17 protein-coding genes are annotated in these 16,068 nt (G+C 56.5%); 4 read left to right on the top strand and 13 right to left on the bottom strand.

Features of this window, described 5'->3' with window-relative positions; translation table 11 throughout:
* Positions 1–4: 4 nt before the first annotated feature.
* From INT32_RS02265 to radC, 7 genes are all read right to left on the bottom strand, one after another.
* On the bottom strand, positions 5–1,747 hold the full coding sequence (locus INT32_RS02265) for a glycosyltransferase family 39 protein (protein WP_193087089.1): 1,743 nt from the start codon (positions 1,745–1,747) through the stop codon (positions 5–7).
* Positions 1,748–2,562: 815 nt separating this feature from the next.
* On the bottom strand, positions 2,563–2,829 hold the full coding sequence (locus tag INT32_RS02260; protein WP_193087088.1) for a type B 50S ribosomal protein L31: 267 nt from the start codon (positions 2,827–2,829) through the stop codon (positions 2,563–2,565).
* 339 nt (positions 2,830–3,168) lie between these two features.
* Positions 3,169–3,486 carry a hypothetical protein gene (locus INT32_RS02255; protein ID WP_193087087.1) on the bottom strand — a complete coding sequence of 106 codons (318 nt, stop codon included), beginning with the start codon at positions 3,484–3,486 and terminating at the stop codon, positions 3,169–3,171.
* A 365-nt stretch (positions 3,487–3,851) separates the two neighbouring features.
* The gene (gene kynA / locus INT32_RS02250) at positions 3,852–4,706 is read right to left on the bottom strand and encodes a tryptophan 2,3-dioxygenase (protein ID WP_193087086.1); all 855 of its coding nucleotides are present in this window, start codon (positions 4,704–4,706) and stop codon (positions 3,852–3,854) included.
* Between the two features lie 258 nt (positions 4,707–4,964).
* Entirely contained in the window at positions 4,965–6,221 is a 1,257-nt protein-coding gene (gene kynU / locus INT32_RS02245) for a kynureninase (RefSeq protein WP_193087085.1), read from the bottom strand.
* 175 nt (positions 6,222–6,396) lie between these two features.
* A complete protein-coding gene (gene kynB, locus INT32_RS02240; RefSeq protein ID WP_193087084.1) occupies positions 6,397–7,029 on the bottom strand; it encodes an arylformamidase in 633 nt (210 codons plus the stop codon).
* 94 nt (positions 7,030–7,123) lie between these two features.
* Positions 7,124–7,849 carry a DNA repair protein RadC gene (radC, locus tag INT32_RS02235; RefSeq protein WP_226816378.1) on the bottom strand — a complete coding sequence of 242 codons (726 nt, stop codon included), beginning with the start codon at positions 7,847–7,849 and terminating at the stop codon, positions 7,124–7,126.
* 69 nt (positions 7,850–7,918) lie between these two features.
* Here radC and INT32_RS02230 point away from each other — a divergent pair, with 69 nt between their 5' ends.
* The 3 genes from INT32_RS02230 to maiA are packed head-to-tail and all read left to right on the top strand — an operon-like array spanning position 7,919 to position 9,977.
* Entirely contained in the window at positions 7,919–8,374 is a 456-nt protein-coding gene (locus tag INT32_RS02230; protein WP_193087250.1) for a peptidylprolyl isomerase, read from the top strand.
* Positions 8,374–9,327: a 4-hydroxy-3-methylbut-2-enyl diphosphate reductase gene (ispH, locus tag INT32_RS02225; protein WP_193087083.1), complete on the top strand. Its 954-nt coding sequence runs from the start codon at positions 8,374–8,376 to the stop codon at positions 9,325–9,327. Before INT32_RS02230 ends, ispH begins: the two co-directional genes overlap by 1 nt.
* A gap of 5 nt (positions 9,328–9,332) precedes the next feature.
* Entirely contained in the window at positions 9,333–9,977 is a 645-nt protein-coding gene (gene maiA / locus INT32_RS02220) for a maleylacetoacetate isomerase (protein WP_193087248.1), read from the top strand.
* On the opposite strand, the gene INT32_RS02215 is transcribed toward maiA, so the two are convergent.
* From INT32_RS02215 to INT32_RS02190, 6 genes are all read right to left on the bottom strand, one after another.
* Positions 9,959–10,570, bottom strand: a complete 612-nt coding sequence (locus tag INT32_RS02215; RefSeq protein WP_193087249.1) for a nucleoside triphosphate pyrophosphatase — start codon at positions 10,568–10,570, stop codon at positions 9,959–9,961. The two genes, maiA and INT32_RS02215, sit on opposite strands and share 19 nt — an antisense overlap.
* Positions 10,571–10,661: 91 nt before the next feature.
* Positions 10,662–11,132: a 23S rRNA (pseudouridine(1915)-N(3))-methyltransferase RlmH gene (gene rlmH / locus INT32_RS02210; protein WP_193087082.1), complete on the bottom strand. Its 471-nt coding sequence runs from the start codon at positions 11,130–11,132 to the stop codon at positions 10,662–10,664.
* An 8-nt stretch (positions 11,133–11,140) separates the two neighbouring features.
* Entirely contained in the window at positions 11,141–11,548 is a 408-nt protein-coding gene (gene rsfS, locus INT32_RS02205; RefSeq protein WP_193087081.1) for a ribosome silencing factor, read from the bottom strand.
* 50 nt (positions 11,549–11,598) lie between these two features.
* A complete protein-coding gene (nadD, locus tag INT32_RS02200; RefSeq protein WP_193087080.1) occupies positions 11,599–12,186 on the bottom strand; it encodes a nicotinate-nucleotide adenylyltransferase in 588 nt (195 codons plus the stop codon).
* A complete protein-coding gene (gene purD / locus INT32_RS02195) occupies positions 12,183–13,466 on the bottom strand; it encodes a phosphoribosylamine--glycine ligase (RefSeq protein ID WP_193087079.1) in 1,284 nt (427 codons plus the stop codon). Before purD ends, nadD begins: the two co-directional genes overlap by 4 nt.
* Before the next feature lie 8 nt (positions 13,467–13,474).
* Positions 13,475–14,212, bottom strand: a complete 738-nt coding sequence (locus INT32_RS02190; RefSeq protein ID WP_193087078.1) for a YebC/PmpR family DNA-binding transcriptional regulator — start codon at positions 14,210–14,212, stop codon at positions 13,475–13,477.
* 251 nt (positions 14,213–14,463) lie between these two features.
* Between INT32_RS02190 and INT32_RS02185 the strand changes: the two genes are divergently transcribed.
* Complete coding sequence (locus INT32_RS02185; RefSeq protein WP_193087077.1) at positions 14,464–15,957, top strand: helicase HerA-like domain-containing protein; 1,494 nt, start codon at positions 14,464–14,466, stop codon at positions 15,955–15,957.
* The last annotated feature ends 111 nt before the right edge of the window (positions 15,958–16,068 follow it).

Below are 16,068 nucleotides of genomic sequence, written 5' to 3'. Positions count from 1 at the left end.
TCGGTTATCTGGCGGGCAGTTGAATCAGGCGAAAGACTTCGTGTCGGTCGGGCCGGCGTTTTCCCTGCCAGATCAATGTCGCATTGTCCGGGTATGGTTCAGCCTCATCCTCTATTTTTTCAAAGGTCGTCTGCAGCAATACATACTGACACTGAGGATCGAAGGCAAACTGCAGCCCTTCAAATACATAGAAGGCGGCGCGTTGCCCCAGGCCCACGCCATGCTGGCGAATGCATTCGGTCGGGATATTGTTTTCGTCAATGACCGAGGCCAATTCTTTGGACACCGCTTTATAACTGCGGTTGTAGTTGATTGACGGCAGCCACAACAGCGCCAGCAGCATCCATGTAAGGGTCAGACCGGTTGCCGACAAAACGATGCCGCGCCAGAGAACGGCAGGGTTGCTGCGCAGGCGCCAGGACACAGTCCAGATCCAGGCCACGCATACACCGATGGCCAGAATCAGGGTAATGACGGAGATCTGAGGCTCAAAGCCGGTCAGCAGTCGGGTGATATTGTGATGGATTTTCGGGGGCCAGCCAAAATTGAGCGCGACCCACCCCAGCCAGGTGGCCACCATGGCCAGCGACATGATCATGATCGAGAACCAGTCTAGCGTGTTGACGAATGAACGACGCAGCGTTGGCAATGAGAGTGCGGCAAGAATCGCACATGGCACGGCGAGCATGGCATATTCGGATTCGAATGCATCTTTCTGAAAAACGACCGTAAGCACAGCTGCGCCAAGCAATAGTGTGGGAATGAAGATATGCGGCGCATCCATCCATTTGCGCCAGTTCCACAAGGCAATAATCATAAATGGCCAGGTCGGCCAAAGAAACCACGACAGATCGCGTAGTGTGGAAAAAATCTCGGTGGGCGAGGGCAGGCTGAACAGTGAGTTGTTCCAGAAAACGTAACTATTGGCCCAGTAACTGCTGGTGTTGTTGGCAGCGGCCAACCAGATCAGGCAGCAGGCGGCGGCTAACGCGACGCTCCACACAAGCCACAGTTTCTGTTGCCGGCCGAAATTGCGAAAAAATAATAGCGCCAGCAAGGCCAGCAATACGGGGACGCCGCCGATTGCGCCTCGCGTCAGGAACGCGGCACCCAGGCCAAGACCGGCCAGCGTGCTGCCTTGTAAGGGATGATCAAGCATGCGCGCCATGCCGTAGAATGCGACGGCCTGGCACATCATGATCAAGGGAAAATTGGAGGTCTCGTGCATGCGGATGACGATGCCAATCGTAGCGATAATGAACAACACCGCAGCGTCGGCAATCATCCTGCCATAGTCCTGGGGATTGGGTTCTCCGCCAAATGGTAGCGCCAGCGGCTGGCATTCCTTGCGCCGTGCCAGAAGGTAGGTTCCGTACCAGGTAGCCCAGATGATAACGAAAAAATAAATGAAGATGGGCAGGCGGGCGGCGGTGATCTGCGCTTCCAGCGGCGCCTGAAATAGCATAAAGACGGGACTGAATACCTGAATGAAAAGTGTCCCTATCCAGGTCAGGAGCGGACCTTCCTGGGCATAGGCGTAATTGCCGATTTGCGGCAGCAACCAGGCATGCTCCTGTCCGCGAAGCGCGGTCAGCATGGTGGCAAGGCCAGTCAGGTCATCCGTTTTCCATGGATCGCGATAGAACAGCCCGGCAAAAATATACAACACGCCGACCACCAGCAGCGCAGTGCGGGAAAGTTTGCGGGTGGCGATTTCGGTAAGGCGGGAGGGCGTTGTGCGTTGCATGTATAAGTATTGGATGTACAACTAATGGATTCCACGCATTTTAGCTGAAAAAGCCGGGCTAAATACCTTGCTGCAGTTTTTGTTTCCTGTCCGGGCCACAAAAGCATGTCACGGCGCTTCCGTTAATACAGTGGCGCCGCGATGGCAGGACATGCCGGCGCTGACAGGCCGTGAGCGCGATTGGGAATTGACTGGGGGCCAATTGAGTCGCTATTTCCATGTGCCATAGATTATGGGGCGCTGGCGGGTGCAAATGAATGGGCTGCGTAGGTGCAAAGACGCAGGCAATAGTCGGGCTTTGGTCAGCCATTTGCCAGGGTGTTATTCGGAAAATTCGCCAGGCACTTGGATTGGCTGCGCTGCAATGGCTGGAATGCTGATGCACGGCCGGCAGGGCGCTATTGCGGCGAGCATTGTTAGGTTATTTATGTGGATCGCGCACCAGTACGGTCTTGGTCCAGGTGCCATATCTTCAGAATGGTGATGATGGGGTGATGGACGGGCGGCAAGGCGGATAAGATGGAGAAAAGCGAGAGCCTGCACAGATGCGGAATCTGCGGGTGGGGCAAAGCTAAGACCTGATTGTGTCGTTATTAATATCAGTACTAATAATCAAAGGCGCAAGTTAAAAGTTAAAGGCACGAGCTAAATAGAGCAGTAAAGGCGTAATAAAGGTACGGAAGGTATAGGCTAAAAGCACATTGGGCCTAAACTGAGCGGTATGTGCTGTTCAGTTTAGGCCCAATGAATGCAAGCTGGCTGGTATTAGTGGCTGTCGGACCCGGATGATTCCGTGGGCCCGGTGCACTGAAAAATCAGGAAGCTTTTTTGCGTGTGCCGGCAGTGGTGGCGAAACGGGCGCGGAATTTCTCAACGCGACCTGCTTCAACGATACGCGTTTGCGCGCCAGTATAGAAGGGATGGGACTCGGCAGTCACTTCACATTTGAAAAGCGGGTAGGTTTTGCCATCCAGTTCGATGGTTTCGCGTGAGTTCAGCGTAGAGCGGCTGATGATTTTTGAACCAGTTTGCTGGTCCAGAAACACGACTTCGCGGTATTCTGGGTGAATACTATCTTTCATGATTAAGTCCTGAGGGTTTGACGGGTCGCCAGCCTCGTGCCTCTGCTCAAATGACAGGTGCAAAAAGCAACGTATCCAAAAATTTAATCGGGTATTCTAGCACAGAAGTCATTGAATACATAGCGTATTCGGCGAAAAAACGACAGATAGGCGCCGTTTTGTCACGAACAGACACGGATTAAGCGGCTGTTTTGATTGGCGCGGTCGTTTTCCGGCCCATGGTTTACTTTGTTGCTCACGTGTTTCTGCGTGGATCTTTTGCCTGGTGTCAGGCGATTGACACCGGGCACATTGCCAGGCTGCAACAGGCAGCGACAGGCAGTTCGCTTCGCGCCCGGCTCAGGCGTTGACTGTCAGCCCCGGCAAATCGACGGTAATACTGGGCGAGCCCAATGCATTGATACAGTGACGCGCCAGCAATTCGCGCTGATCTGGGTGGTTCTGTAAAAATTGGTATCCCATGGCATCGATGATGCCTAGAATCCGGTCAAGCACCAGCACCTTGCCACTGGGGCGCAGCGGTTCGCATTCGAGTTCTTCCCATTTTTCAACCAGCCATTGCTGCGATTGCGCCGCAAGGGCGGCGGTCGGTTCCATATTAAGCTGAACCTGTAGAGTCTGGGTCGTGGTAAAAATAAAGTTGACGTCGCAGCGCATGGGACCTCCGGGTGTGATGGCAAAAGCGCACAAGCAGCACTGTAGAAAAAATGACGGGAAAACACTGTCACGATCATGACAATGTCGGGCGATCCGGCACTGGCCACCATTACCATGAATATGATCACAAACACGTGATGATGCAACCGTCGATACTTGATCGCGATACCGATGTCGGATCCGGGTTTATGCAACCCGTGATTATGCGTCGACATAAACCGTGGGAGTGACAGCGCAGTTGGATATTATTATTGCATCAATCATGCGGGTAGGTCCGCGTAATCGTGCGGCAGGGCCGTGCAACCGTTCGTGGCGCAGCAACCGCTCGAGCAGATGCACGGTACGATCCGGGCCGGCGTTGCAAATCACAGATGGGTGCGTAATGTCCAGATTTCGGGAAACAGAACGACATCGAGCATTTTGCGCAGATAGTTAACCCCCGAGGTGCCGCCGGTGCCGCGCTTGAAGCCGATAATGCGTTCTACGGTAGTTACATGACGAAAGCGCCACAATCGGAAGGTGTCTTCGATATCGGTCAGCTTTTCGCCCAATTGGTACAGATCCCAGTGCAGGTCGGGCTCTCGATATACCTGCAGCCAGGCCTGCATGACGCCGTCACTCGCTGTATAAGGCTGGGTCCAGTCCCGCTCAAGGTGATCCCGGGGGACCGCAATACCGCGACGCGCCAGCAATTGCAATGCCTCGTCATAGAGCGATGGTTGCTCATAGGCCTGTAATACCTGTGCGTAACGATCCGGATGATGCTCATGGGGCCGAAGCATGGCGGCGTTCTTGTTACCCAGTGAAAATTCGATTTGTCGATACTGAAAGCTTTGAAAACCACTGGATGCCGCCAGCCACGGTCGCAGTGCCGTATATTCCGGCGGTGTCATTGTGGCCAGCACATCCCAGGCATGAACCAGCTGCTCCATGATGCGTCCTACCCGTGCCAGCATTTTGAACGCTGGGTTCAACTGGTCATTGCGCAGGCTGCCAATGGCTGCATTCAGTTCGTGCAGCATCAGCTTGATCCATAGTTCGCTAGTCTGGTGCTGGATGATGAAAAGCATTTCATTGTGTTCGGGGGACAGCGGATGCTGCGCGCCCAGCAGTTCATCCAGGTGCAGGTAATCGCCGTAGCTCATATTGCGCGAGAAATCCAGTTTGGCGTTTTCATTGGCCATTGCATCTGCAGAGGAGGGGGGTGTCGATTCTTTCATGCTTGGATTCCTTTGAACAGGCCGGCAAGTCAGCCTGGGTCTGGCGTCGTCGATAGGGGCGTGTGCAACGTTGTGGCTACCGGTTCAGAACGTTGAGGCTGCCTGTTCAGTTTACCCAACCGGCAGGACTACGCCATCCGGATGCCGGTCTGGCGGGATATAAATACTTGGCCTGGCGCAGGGGGATAGGGCTATATCACCCTCTGCGGCGAGACTGGCATGATGGCAACTGTGATGCAGCCCGATACGCACTTACGGTCAGGTGACTGTCTGTTTTGCCGAAAATAGCTCGGATCGCCAGACTTCACTTTGCAATACCGATTTCAATTGCATTACCGCATCCCACACGTCGGTATAACGCAGATAAAGCGGCGTGAATCCGAAACGTAGTACGCCGGGTTCGCGATAGTCGCCAACCACGCCTTGCGCAATCAATGCCTGAATAATGGCGTAGGCACCTTCGGGATGGGTCAGGCTGACCTGGCTGGCCCGTTTTTCAGGGTCGCTTGGCGATACGAGTGACAGCCCGTACCCTGCACATTCTTTGTCGACCAGTTGAATGAACAGGCTGGTCAGTGTCTGCGCCTTTTTGTAGATTGCCGGCATGCCGCCATAGCCCTGCGCCTTCAGAAATACATCCAGGCTGCTCTCGAGCACAGACAGGGCAAGTATGGAGGGCGTGCCGCAAAGATAATGGCGGATGCCGGTGGCCGGCTGATAATGCGTCTCGAACGCAAAGGGCGTAGCGTGTCCCATCCAGCCGGTCAGCGGCTGAGTGATTTGATCAACGTGTTGCGGATGGGCCCAGACAAAGGCGGGCGAGCCCGGGCCGCCATTGAGAAACTTATAAGTGCATCCCACAGCAAAATCAGCCTGGCAGCCGCTCAAGTCGACCGGAATGGAACCGGCAGAGTGGCATAGATCCCATATCACCAGTGCGTCGTGGGCGTGCGCCAGGCGCGTGATCTGCGCCATATCGTATATCGCGCCGCTGCGATAGTTTACGTGTGTGAGCAACAATACCGCCAGATCATCATTGATGATCGAATCGATCGCCTCGCCCTCGACCAGTTCCAGCGACATGTCAAATTGCGCGCATAGGCTTTGTGCAATATATAGATCGGTCGGGAAATTGGTTTTTTCGCTGACAATTTTGCGCCGGGCGGGATGGCGCCTGCGTGCCATTTGAATCGCGCTATAGAGCACCTTGTACAGATTCAGGGAGGTGGAATCGCAAACCACAATTTCGTCCGGTCCCGCGCCGATCAGCGGTGCAATTTTGTTGCCCAGTCGCATGGGCAGGTTGACCCAATCGGCCTTGTTCCAGCTGGCAATCAGGTCATCGCCCCATTCCTGCAGCATGACCTGTTTGGCCTTGCCCGGTGCGGCCAGAGGCATGATTCCCAATGAGTTGCCGTCCAGGTAAATCGTGTCCGGCGGCAGGTGAAATTCGCTGCGCAAAGGGCTGAGCGGATCGATAGCGTCAAGATTTTCGTAGAAAGCGCGGTTGGTCATTGTTGTTCCATGATAGATGGTGATCGCAATTATTGTTGCGATGTCTGCAATTATGGATAGGGTTATGCCCGTGGCAACGGTGTCGTGGCCTCGTTAGTCGGTAAAAGGTATTGCGACCGTCGGCAATCGGATTCATTACATGTGTAATTGTGATGCTTGCAAGTGATGCTTGCAATTATAGCGATCGCAATACCGCTCTTACCGGGCTGGCGTCGGCGCTGGTCCATTTGAGCGGCAGTGCGATTAGTTCATAGTCGCCCACGGGCACGTGGTCCAGCACCAGATTTTCCAGTACGCGCATGTCGTATTGGCGTATGCGCTGATGGCTCTCGAGCGATTTGCTAGCGGCCGGATCAATGCTGGGCGTGTCGATGCCAATCAGAACAATGCCATGCTGGTGCAGTAAATCCAGCGTTTCAGGGGCAAAGCTGGCAAAGGTTTCCGACCAGTCGCTGGTGCGCGCCCGCTGGCAACTGCGCACCAGCAGCCGAGGCGGACACCCGGCCATGGCACCTGCAAGATCGTTCGGATAGATCAGGCCGTCGTCGCGCAAGATATGCAGGACGCGGCATGGACCGATAAAGGGCGTGAGCGACAAATGACCTGCGGCACGGCCACCGGTATCGTAATGCAGGGGTGCGTCGGCATGGGTGCCTACATGAGGGCTAAGCGTAACCTCACTGACATTGACTGGGCATTCGGCGGACAGGGTCCAGCTCCATTTCTGGGTGTAGGGCGTGTCTCCCGGAAATACGGGGGACTGCGCATCCACGGCTGCGGAAATATCCCATATTTGTTTATTACTCATGATGTGGGGCCTGCAGGGTCAACTGAGAAGGGCACAATGTCCTGAAACAACCAGAACGCGCTGGACTGATACGCAGTATAGCAGTTGTCATTGCTTATAGCTTGCCCAGTTCGGCCAGCGATATGGCCGTTGCTCCAGCCACGATGATATGGTCAACCAGACGGATTTCCAGCAGCGCCAGGCCGCGTCGCAATTGCTGGGTAAGCTGGATATCGGCCAGGCTGGGCTGCGCCAGTCCCGACGGATGATTGTGCGCCAGAATCACGCCCCAGGCATTGTGGCGCAGCGCGGTAGCGGCAATTTCGCGGGGATAAACGGCAGTTTGGTTCAGTGTGCCGCGCGAGGCTTCTTCGTGGTGAATCAGCTGATGGCGCGTATTGACCAGCAGCAATAGGCATTTTTCCACTACTTCATGCGATAGCAGGCTGATGCAAAAATCGCGCACCACTGCAGGACGGTTCAGTTCCGTATGAAATTGCAAGGTGTCCTGCATATGGCGCCGGGCAAACTCGACTGCGGCCAGAAACGAGCAGATTTTGGCCTCGCCCAGGCCTTTTATTTTTCTCAGGGATTGATAGTTGCTCAGCAACAGATTACGCGGGCCGCCAGCCTGATCCAGCACATATTGGGAAAATTGCATGATATTCATTTGGGTCGAGCCGGTACGCAGCAAAATGGCCAGCAACTCGGCATTGGATAGCGCGGCAGCGCCCCGGGCCAGTAATTTTTCCCGTGGTCGCAGTTCGCCTTCAGGCATTGCTGCCGCACAGTGAGCGGTGTCCTTGGCAGAATCAGGGTAAATGGCGGTGTACGTGTTCATTGTCAGTTAAAATGAGGTTTTACAGAAAACGCACTACGGTGACAGATTTTGACCGCGAATTCCCAGTCCATGAATCCAATTGTCCATGCCCAATCCTACCTGACCCTGCACTATCGCATTACGCTGATGTCTGGGCCGGGTGCCGGTTCGGCTTTTATTGACACCTTTACCGGCAAGCCAGGCACGCTGCAATTGAGCATCGGACAATGGTCTCCTTCCATGGAAGCGCCACTGATCGGCCATGCTGAAGGTGAATCATTCAGTTACGAATTGCCTGCGCAGCAGGCTTACGGAGCGCGCAATCCGGAACTGTTGCAGCGGGTTAGCCGCCAGATGCTGGATCGCGACGCCGGCCCCGATGCGCAATTTGAGCCTGGCGATATGGTCGAGTTTACGGCACCTAACGGCGGGCGTTATTCTGGTGTTTTCCGCGAGTGGGATAACGACACGGCGCGCTTTGATTTCAATCATCCATTGGCAGGCGTCGATTTGCGCATCGACGTCAAATTGCTCGGAGTTCTGTAATGGCTCAAAACAGCGAAGTGATTCTGGCCGAACCACGTGGCTTTTGCGCGGGGGTTGACCGCGCCATCGATATTGTGGAGCGTGCGCTGGAGTTGCACGGCGCTCCAATCTATGTGCGTCATGAAATCGTCCATAACAAATTTGTGGTTGAAAGCTTGCGCAATAAGGGCGCGATTTTTATTGATGAGCTGGATCAGGCGCCGGCAGGCGCCATCGTGGTGTTTTCCGCCCACGGCGTCTCGCGCGCGGTACGCGCAGAAGCGCAATTGCGTGACCTGCGTATTTTCGACGCAACCTGTCCGCTGGTGACCAAGGTACACATCGAAGTGGCAAAAATGCACGCCGCGGGCCTTGAGATTGTCATGATCGGCCACAAGGGTCACCCCGAAGTGGAGGGTACGCTTGGGCAGGCGGTCGGACGCATGCATCTGGTGGAAACCCCGGAAGACGTCGCAGCATTGCAGGTCGACAATCCTGAAAACACGGCGTTTGTTACCCAGACGACGCTCTCTATCGATGACGCAAGGCGGGTGGCCGATGCGCTCAGGGCAAAATTCCCGGGCATTGTCGAGCCCAAGAAAAGCGATATTTGCTATGCAACCCAGAACCGCCAGGATGCGGTCAAGGTTCTCGCGTCAGATTGCGATGTGTTTTTCGTAGTGGGCAGCATCAACAGTTCCAACTCGAATCGGTTGCGTGAAGTAGCAGAACGGCTCGATTGCCAGGCTTATCTGATTGACAATGCCCTGGCCATTCGACCCGAATGGGTGCAAGGCGCCAGGAAAATAGGCATTACCGCCGGTGCGTCTGCTCCCGAAGTGCTGGTTCAAGAGGTTGTTGAGCGGTTGAAGGAGTTGGGTGCCATTTCGGTGCGCAGAATGGATGGAATAAAAGAGAACGTGACGTTCCCCTTGCCAAAGGAACTGTCGCGCAAACAACAGGCAGGGAGATAATGCAGATGAAGCTATACGGGTATTTCAGAAGTTCGGCAGCCTATCGGGTCAGAATTGCGCTGAACGTCAAGCAGCTGGGATACGAGTCAGTGCCTGTGCACCTTATTCGTGATGGTGGTCAGCAACTGGCGCAGACCTACCGCGAGCTCAATCCAACTACCCTGGTACCCACCTTTATCGACCAGAATGTGAGTATTGGGCAATCCATTGCCATCATGGAATATCTTGAAGAGGCTTATCCGCAGGTGCCCATTCTTCCTGCAACGCAGGCGGGCAGGGCGCGCGTGCGTTCACTGGCGCAGTTTATTGCATGTGACATTCATCCCCTGAATAACCTGCGGGTGCTCAAGTACCTCAAGCGCGAGCTGGGTGTATCCGAAGAGGTGAAAAACGAGTGGTATCTGCACTGGATCCGCCAGGGGTTTGATTCACTGGAAAAAATGCTGGCGTCTTCAACCGATACGGGTGTTTACTGTCATGGCGATACGCCCACCATGGCTGATTTCTGCCTGGTGCCGCAGGTGGCCAATGCCCGCCGTTTCAATCTGGACCTGAATCCGTATCCTACGATTGTTCGCATCGATGCCGCCTGCAACAAGGAAGAGGCGTTCATCAATGCGGCGCCGGACAATCAGTCCGACGCTGAATAGGCACGCCCCAGCAGCCGGCAGGTTTCAAATAGCGGCAGTCCCATGACGCCGCTATAGCTGCCGCTGATCGATTCCACAAAGGCGGAGGCCAGGCCCTGTATGCCGTAGGCGCCGGCCTTGCCGATGCCCTCGCCCGAGCGCACATACCAGTCTATCTCGTCCGTGGTTAGGGTCTTTATTATCACACTTGTAATGGATACGTCTTCGTACAGGCGCTCGCGCCAGGCCAGTACGATGGCGGTATGCACCTGGTGCGTCTGCCCGGACAGGGCCGACAGCGCATCGCGCACGTCATTGTCTGTGCAGGCTTTTCCCAAAAGCTGTGGACCCATCATCACGGTTGTATCGGCCGTCAAAATGGGGCGGGGCGGCAGGCCGCTGGCGTGCAGGTGCGCCACGGCGCGCTCGGCCTTTTCTCTGGCGGTGCGTTTCACATAGCTGGCAGGATGTTCGCCGGGCAATAATGGCTCGTCCTCGCCTGGCGGCGCCGGCACCGGCAGAACGTCATGCGCGATGCCCATTTGTGTGAGCAATTGGTGGCGACGCGGGCTGGCCGACGCCAGGAAGATGGGTTGTGTTTGCACCTGCGCCATCAGCAGGGATCCTGCCGGGGCAGAGGGAGAGGCCGATACGGTGTTGTTCAAAGCAGTCATGATCGAAGACGGTGTGCCAGCACCAGGGCGTTCAGGCACGATGATAGGGATGGTTGGTCAGAATGGCCCACGCGCGATACAGCTGTTCGGCCAGCACAATGCGCACCATGGGGTGCGGTAATGTCAGCGACGACAGGCGGATGAGGCTGGCGCAACGCTTTTTGAGGTCTGCATCCAGTCCGTCCGGGCCGCCGATCAGAAAGGTGACGTCCTGGCTGTTGCCGCGCCAACCTTCCAGTTGCCGCGACAGGTCCATGGTGGTCAGATCGCGACCATGTTCATCCAGTGCAATGACCAGACTGTCGGCAGCGAGTGCGGCCTGAATGCGACGGCTTTCTGCCTCCATCATTTGAGATGGCGTTTTTCCGGACGTTCTGGGTTCAGGCTTGATTTCCCGCAGCTCAATCGTGCAATCGGCAGGCATCCGTTTGGCATAGTCTTTCCATGCGGTAGTGACCCAATCAGGCATTCTGTTGCCGACAGCAATGACAATGAGCTTCATAGGACGTTTTATTCTTCCATGTTGTCGTCTTCATCATCGGCAAAACCCTGCATGGCATGGCCCTTGGATTGCTCCAGCAACCGGACGCGAACCGGCTTGTCGCCCCACACTGCTTCCAGATTGTAGTATTGGCGAATGGTCGGTTGCATGCAATGGATGACAATGTCGCCGATGTCGACCAGTACCCATTCGCCGGACTCCTGCCCTTCGAGTGCGATAATGGGTATTTTGTGCGCTCGGGCTGCATTGACAACGCTGCTTGCCAGGGCACGAGTCTGGCGGTTGGAAGTACCGCTGGCGATAACGACCCGGTCAAACAGACTGGTCAGATGGCTGGTGTTGAACACCCGGATATCCTGGGCTTTGACGTCCTCCAGCGCATTGATGACCAGACGTTGCAATTTTTGTATATTCATAGGTAATAAGGTTTTCCGGTTTTCGGGGTAAGGGGCAGCAAGACAATCTGCTATCGGTAAAGTCCGTGAGTATTAATGTAATCCAGAACGGGCGCGGGAACAAACGCCGAGGCATCCTGCCCCTGCTGGATGCGTGAGCGGATCTCGGTGGAGGACACATCCATGGCCTTGAAGGGAAGGGTAATCAGGCCCTTGCCATCGCGTCGCAACAGGACGTCCAGCTCCTGCGGGATATGCAAGGGGTGGCCGGTGCGCCAGGCCACGGTCAGCGTGACGTAGTCTGTAATTTCCTGCCAGTTCTGCCAGGTGCAGAAATTGTTGAGCTGGTCGGTCCCCAATAACCAATAGTATTTCGCATCGCGCGGCAGGTTGCGCAGCGTATCGATGGTGTAGGTTGCCCCTTCCCGATTGATTTCGATATCGTTGATCACAATGCCGGGTTCATCGGCAATCGCCAGCGCCAGCATTTCCAGGCGCTGGGTGCCGCTGATCCGCAGCGGCTGCTTCTGCCAGGGGTTGCCGGCAGGAATCAGCTGCACCTCGTCCAGATTGAGCGCGCGCAATGCTGTCCTGGCCATGGCCAGGTGGGCCACATGTACCGGATTGAAGCTGCCGCCCAGGAGTCCGACTTTTTTCATGCCGGCTTCAGGGCGCGCCAGCCGATATCCTTGCGGTATTGGCTGCCGTCAAAGCGGATCTGCTCAAGGGCCGCATAGGCAATGTCGCGGGCAGCCGCAGGCGTCTCGCCCAGTGCCGTCACGCATAACACCCGACCGCCCGAGGTTTGTAGCACACCGTCTTGCAGGCGGGTGCCGGCATGAAAGGTAACGCAGTCGGCACTGGCGCCGGCGATGTTGGTGATGGCATCGCCCGTACGGGGTGTGCCTGGATAATTGTGCGATGCCATGACCACGCCCAGGGCTGTGCGCGGATCCCAGTCAATCTGTGCCTGGTCCAGCGTGCCGGCAATGGCGTGCTCCACGACCTCGGAGAAGTCGTTACGGATGCGCAACATGATGGGCTGGGTTTCCGGGTCGCCCATGCGGCAGTTAAACTCCAGCACCTTGATGGGGCGGGTCGCGTCCGGGCCGTCGCCAATCATCACGCCTGCATACAGAAAGCCGGTATATTCAATCCCGTCGCTGGCCATGCCGTTGATGGTCGGCCAGATCACTTCGTTCATGATGCGCTGGTGCAGTACCTCGCTGACAATCGGAGCGGGCGAGTAGGCGCCCATACCGCCGGTGTTCGGACCCTTGTCGCCGTCAAGCTGACGCTTGTGGTCCTGGCTGCTGGCCATGGGCAGCACGTGCTTGCCGTCGCACATGACGATAAAACTGGCTTCTTCGCCTTCCAGGCAGGCTTCGATCACCACGCGAGCACCGGCGCTGCCCAAAGAGCCGTCGCCCAGCATGCTGTCGATGGCGGCATGCGCTTCGTCTTCAGTTTGCGCGACCACCACGCCTTTGCCTGCGGCCAGCCCATCGGCCTTGACCACAATGGGCGCGCCTTGCTCACGCACATACTGATGCGCGGCTTGCGGATCGGTAAAGGTCGCATAGGCGGCCGTGGGAATGCGATGCCGCAGCATGAAGGCTTTGGCAAAGTCCTTGGAACTTTCCAGTTGCGCGGCAGCCTGGGTGGGGCCGAAAACCGCCAGACCCTTGCTGCGAAACAGGTCTACCGCACCGGCGGCCAGCGGCGCTTCGGGGCCGACCACGGTCAGTGCGATCTGTTCGTCCAGCGCAAATTGCGCCAGTTGCTGCAGATCGGAGATGGGCAGGCTGGTCAGGGCCGGGTCGGTGGCGGTGCCACCATTGCCCGGAGCAACAAATACAGTTGAAATACGTGGCGACTGCGCAAGACGCCAGGCGATGGCGTGTTCGCGTCCACCGTTACCAATAACAAGTGCCTTCATGGGGTATCTTATCCTTCTTCCGTTTCATTGAAGACAGCGGTGGTGTACACCTCCTGCACGTCATCCAGGCTTTCGAGCTGATCAAGAATTTTCTGCATTTTTTTTGCGTCCTCGCCGGTCAGTTCCGTTTCGTTCAGCGGCTTCATGATGACGCCTTCCATTTCCGGTTTCAGGCCGGCCTTTTCAAAAGCGGCGCGCACATCGGAAAAGAGCGGGGGTTCGCACAGCACTTCGATCAGCCCTTCTTCATCGGTCACGACATCTTCGGCGCCAGCTTCCAGCGCCACTTCAATGATCTGGTCTTCGGAATAGTCGGGACCGAAAATAAACTGGCCACAATGCTTGAACATGAACGCCACTGAACCGTCCTGGCCCAGATTGCCGCCATGCTTGGTGAGCGCATGGCGCACATCCGACACCGTGCGGGTGCGGTTATCTGTCATGCAGTCTATGATGACCGCAGCGCCGCTGATTCCATAGCCTTCATAACGTATGGATTCGTAGCTGTCGCCATCGGCCCCGCCAGCCCCGCGCGTAATGGCGCGCTGGATGTTGTCTTTTGGCATATTGGCAGCGGTGGCTTTATCCCAGGCCAGGCGCAAGGCCGGGTTGGTATCCGGATCGGGGCCGCCGGCACGCGCGGCGACCGTGACCTCACGAATGATTTTTGTCCAGATTTTTCCACGCTTGGCATCCTGGCGACCTTTGCGGTGCTGGATATTTGCCCATTTACTATGACCTGCCATGGTTTGATTAACTCTTGAAGTAGCAAAATAAAGAATTTTACCCTGAACAGTCATAAACTTTTATAGAATACGGCTTGTTTACGTCGTTTTACCGACATTCGGGCAGGATTGCTGCCTAAGGGCAGTGTCGTGTCGCGTTCAGGCTTCATCGTACACGCTTGATCGCGCAGCAGGCACCGGTAGAGTGCGTCGGGTGCTGAACCGGGCTTGGAAAGCGTCATCAGCACGTTAATTGATACAAAGGGAAACTCATGGCAGATCCGGTACTCATCGCAAAAAGTGGTCAGGCAGATGTCGTCATCTTGCCACAAATGGCCAATCGTCACGGTTGTATTACGGGGGCGACCGGCACCGGCAAAACGGTCACGCTTCAGGTGCTGGCCCAGTCGTTTTCCCGCTTGGGAACGCCGGTATTCATGGCAGACGTCAAGGGTGACCTTACCGGGATCTCCCAGGCGGGTGCGGACAGCCCCAAATTGCAGGAGCGCTTGCAGAAATACGGCCTGCCAACGCCGCAATGGGGGGCTGCGCCCACCGTCTTGTGGGATGTATTCGGCGAGCAGGGGCATCCGGTGCGGGCCACTATCTCAGACATGGGGCCACTGTTGCTGTCCCGCATGCTGGATCTGAACGATACCCAGGCAGGCGTGTTGAACCTGGTGTTCAAGGTGGCCGATGATGAAGGGCAATTACTGCTCGATCTCAAGGACCTGCGAGCCATGCTGCAAAACGTGGCGGACCGCGCCAGCGAATTGCGGCAGAACTATGGCAACGTGTCAGCCGCGTCAGTGGGCGCCATCCAGCGCGCATTGCTGCAACTGGAGTCGCAGGGTGCCGATCATTTTTTCGGCGAACCCATGCTCGATATTCACGATCTGCTTCGTACCGATGCCGGCGGACAGGGCGTTGTCAATATTCTGGCGGCTGACAAGCTGATGCAGTCGCCCAAGCTGTATGCGGTATTTTTGTTGTGGTTGCTGGCCGAGATATACGAGGCGCTGCCGGAAATCGGCGACCCCGAGAAACCACGCCTGGTGTTTTTCTTTGACGAAGCCCATCTGCTGTTTTCCGATGCCCCCGAAGCGCTGTTGCGGAAAATCGAGCAGATTGTGCGGCTGGTGCGTTCCAAGGGCGTGGGCGTGTTTTTTGTGACCCAGAATCCGCTGGATATTCCGGATACGGTGCTGGGACAGTTAGGTAACCGTGTACAGCACGCGCTGCGCGCCTTTACACCACGGGACCAGCGCGCGGTGAAAACGGCGGCCGAAACCATGCGTCCCAACCCGGATCTGGATATTACCCAGGCCATTGGACAACTGGGCGTTGGCGAAGCCCTGTTGTCCTTTCTGGATGCCAAGGGGAGTCCAGGTATTACGCAGCGCGGTTGGGTCTTGCCGCCGGCCAGTCGGATCGGCCCTGCGACCGACGCAGAACGCCAGGCGTTACGCAGTCAGTCGCAATTCGGGGGCAAATACGATAAGCCGGTCGATCGGGAGTCTGCGTTCGAGGTGCTGGCCAAGCGAACGGAGGAGAAAAACACGGAACAGGCGTCAGCCAAACCGGCAGCAGGTGCAGAAGATGACGGGATCCTGGGCATGGTCAAGGACCTGATGATCGGCTCCACCGGCCCGCGCGGCGGTCGACGCGATGGCGTGGTCCAGCAGGTGGCCAAAAGCTATGTGCGCGGCGCTGCACGGCGATTGATCCGCGGCGTGTTGGGGTCGCTGGTCGGTAAAAGACGGTAGGTCATTGGCGGCAGGGTGCCGTCGGTCCTGTGCGGCGCTTGATTTGGACGGGTTTGCACAGCGAGCCCATCTGAATGGGCGCTTGTTTGTCAGACATGGCGCTTGAATATG

The organism is Advenella sp. FME57, from assembly GCF_014897675.1.
Lineage (GTDB): Bacteria > Pseudomonadota > Gammaproteobacteria > Burkholderiales > Burkholderiaceae_B > Advenella.
The sequence above is the reverse complement of the archived record's forward strand: the minus strand, read 5'-3'. Positions and strand labels throughout refer to the sequence as shown.

What these genes read in the sequence shown, in the direction of transcription:
- rsfS (WP_193087081.1), bottom strand. Translation starts at nt 11,548, where the DNA reads ATGAATATACAAAAATTGCAACGTCTGGTCATCAATGCGCTGGAGGAC.
- purD (WP_193087079.1), bottom strand. Translation starts at nt 13,466, where the DNA reads ATGAAGGCACTTGTTATTGGTAACGGTGGACGCGAACACGCCATCGCC.
- INT32_RS02190 (WP_193087078.1), bottom strand. Translation starts at nt 14,212, where the DNA reads ATGGCAGGTCATAGTAAATGGGCAAATATCCAGCACCGCAAAGGTCGC.
- INT32_RS02185 (WP_193087077.1), top strand. Translation starts at nt 14,464, where the DNA reads ATGGCAGATCCGGTACTCATCGCAAAAAGTGGTCAGGCAGATGTCGTC.
- kynA (WP_193087086.1), bottom strand. Translation starts at nt 4,706, where the DNA reads ATGAAAGAATCGACACCCCCCTCCTCTGCAGATGCAATGGCCAATGAA.
- nadD (WP_193087080.1), bottom strand. Translation starts at nt 12,186, where the DNA reads ATGAAAAAAGTCGGACTCCTGGGCGGCAGCTTCAATCCGGTACATGTG.
- maiA (WP_193087248.1), top strand. Translation starts at nt 9,333, where the DNA reads ATGAAGCTATACGGGTATTTCAGAAGTTCGGCAGCCTATCGGGTCAGA.
- ispH (WP_193087083.1), top strand. Translation starts at nt 8,374, where the DNA reads ATGGCTCAAAACAGCGAAGTGATTCTGGCCGAACCACGTGGCTTTTGC.
- rlmH (WP_193087082.1), bottom strand. Translation starts at nt 11,132, where the DNA reads ATGAAGCTCATTGTCATTGCTGTCGGCAACAGAATGCCTGATTGGGTC.
- INT32_RS02255 (WP_193087087.1), bottom strand. Translation starts at nt 3,486, where the DNA reads ATGCGCTGCGACGTCAACTTTATTTTTACCACGACCCAGACTCTACAG.
- INT32_RS02230 (WP_193087250.1), top strand. Translation starts at nt 7,919, where the DNA reads ATGAATCCAATTGTCCATGCCCAATCCTACCTGACCCTGCACTATCGC.
- INT32_RS02215 (WP_193087249.1), bottom strand. Translation starts at nt 10,570, where the DNA reads ATGGCGCAGGTGCAAACACAACCCATCTTCCTGGCGTCGGCCAGCCCG.
- kynU (WP_193087085.1), bottom strand. Translation starts at nt 6,221, where the DNA reads ATGACCAACCGCGCTTTCTACGAAAATCTTGACGCTATCGATCCGCTC.
- INT32_RS02260 (WP_193087088.1), bottom strand. Translation starts at nt 2,829, where the DNA reads ATGAAAGATAGTATTCACCCAGAATACCGCGAAGTCGTGTTTCTGGAC.
- kynB (WP_193087084.1), bottom strand. Translation starts at nt 7,029, where the DNA reads ATGAGTAATAAACAAATATGGGATATTTCCGCAGCCGTGGATGCGCAG.
- radC (WP_226816378.1), bottom strand. Translation starts at nt 7,849, where the DNA reads ATGAACACGTACACCGCCATTTACCCTGATTCTGCCAAGGACACCGCT.
- INT32_RS02265 (WP_193087089.1), bottom strand. Translation starts at nt 1,747, where the DNA reads ATGCAACGCACAACGCCCTCCCGCCTTACCGAAATCGCCACCCGCAAA.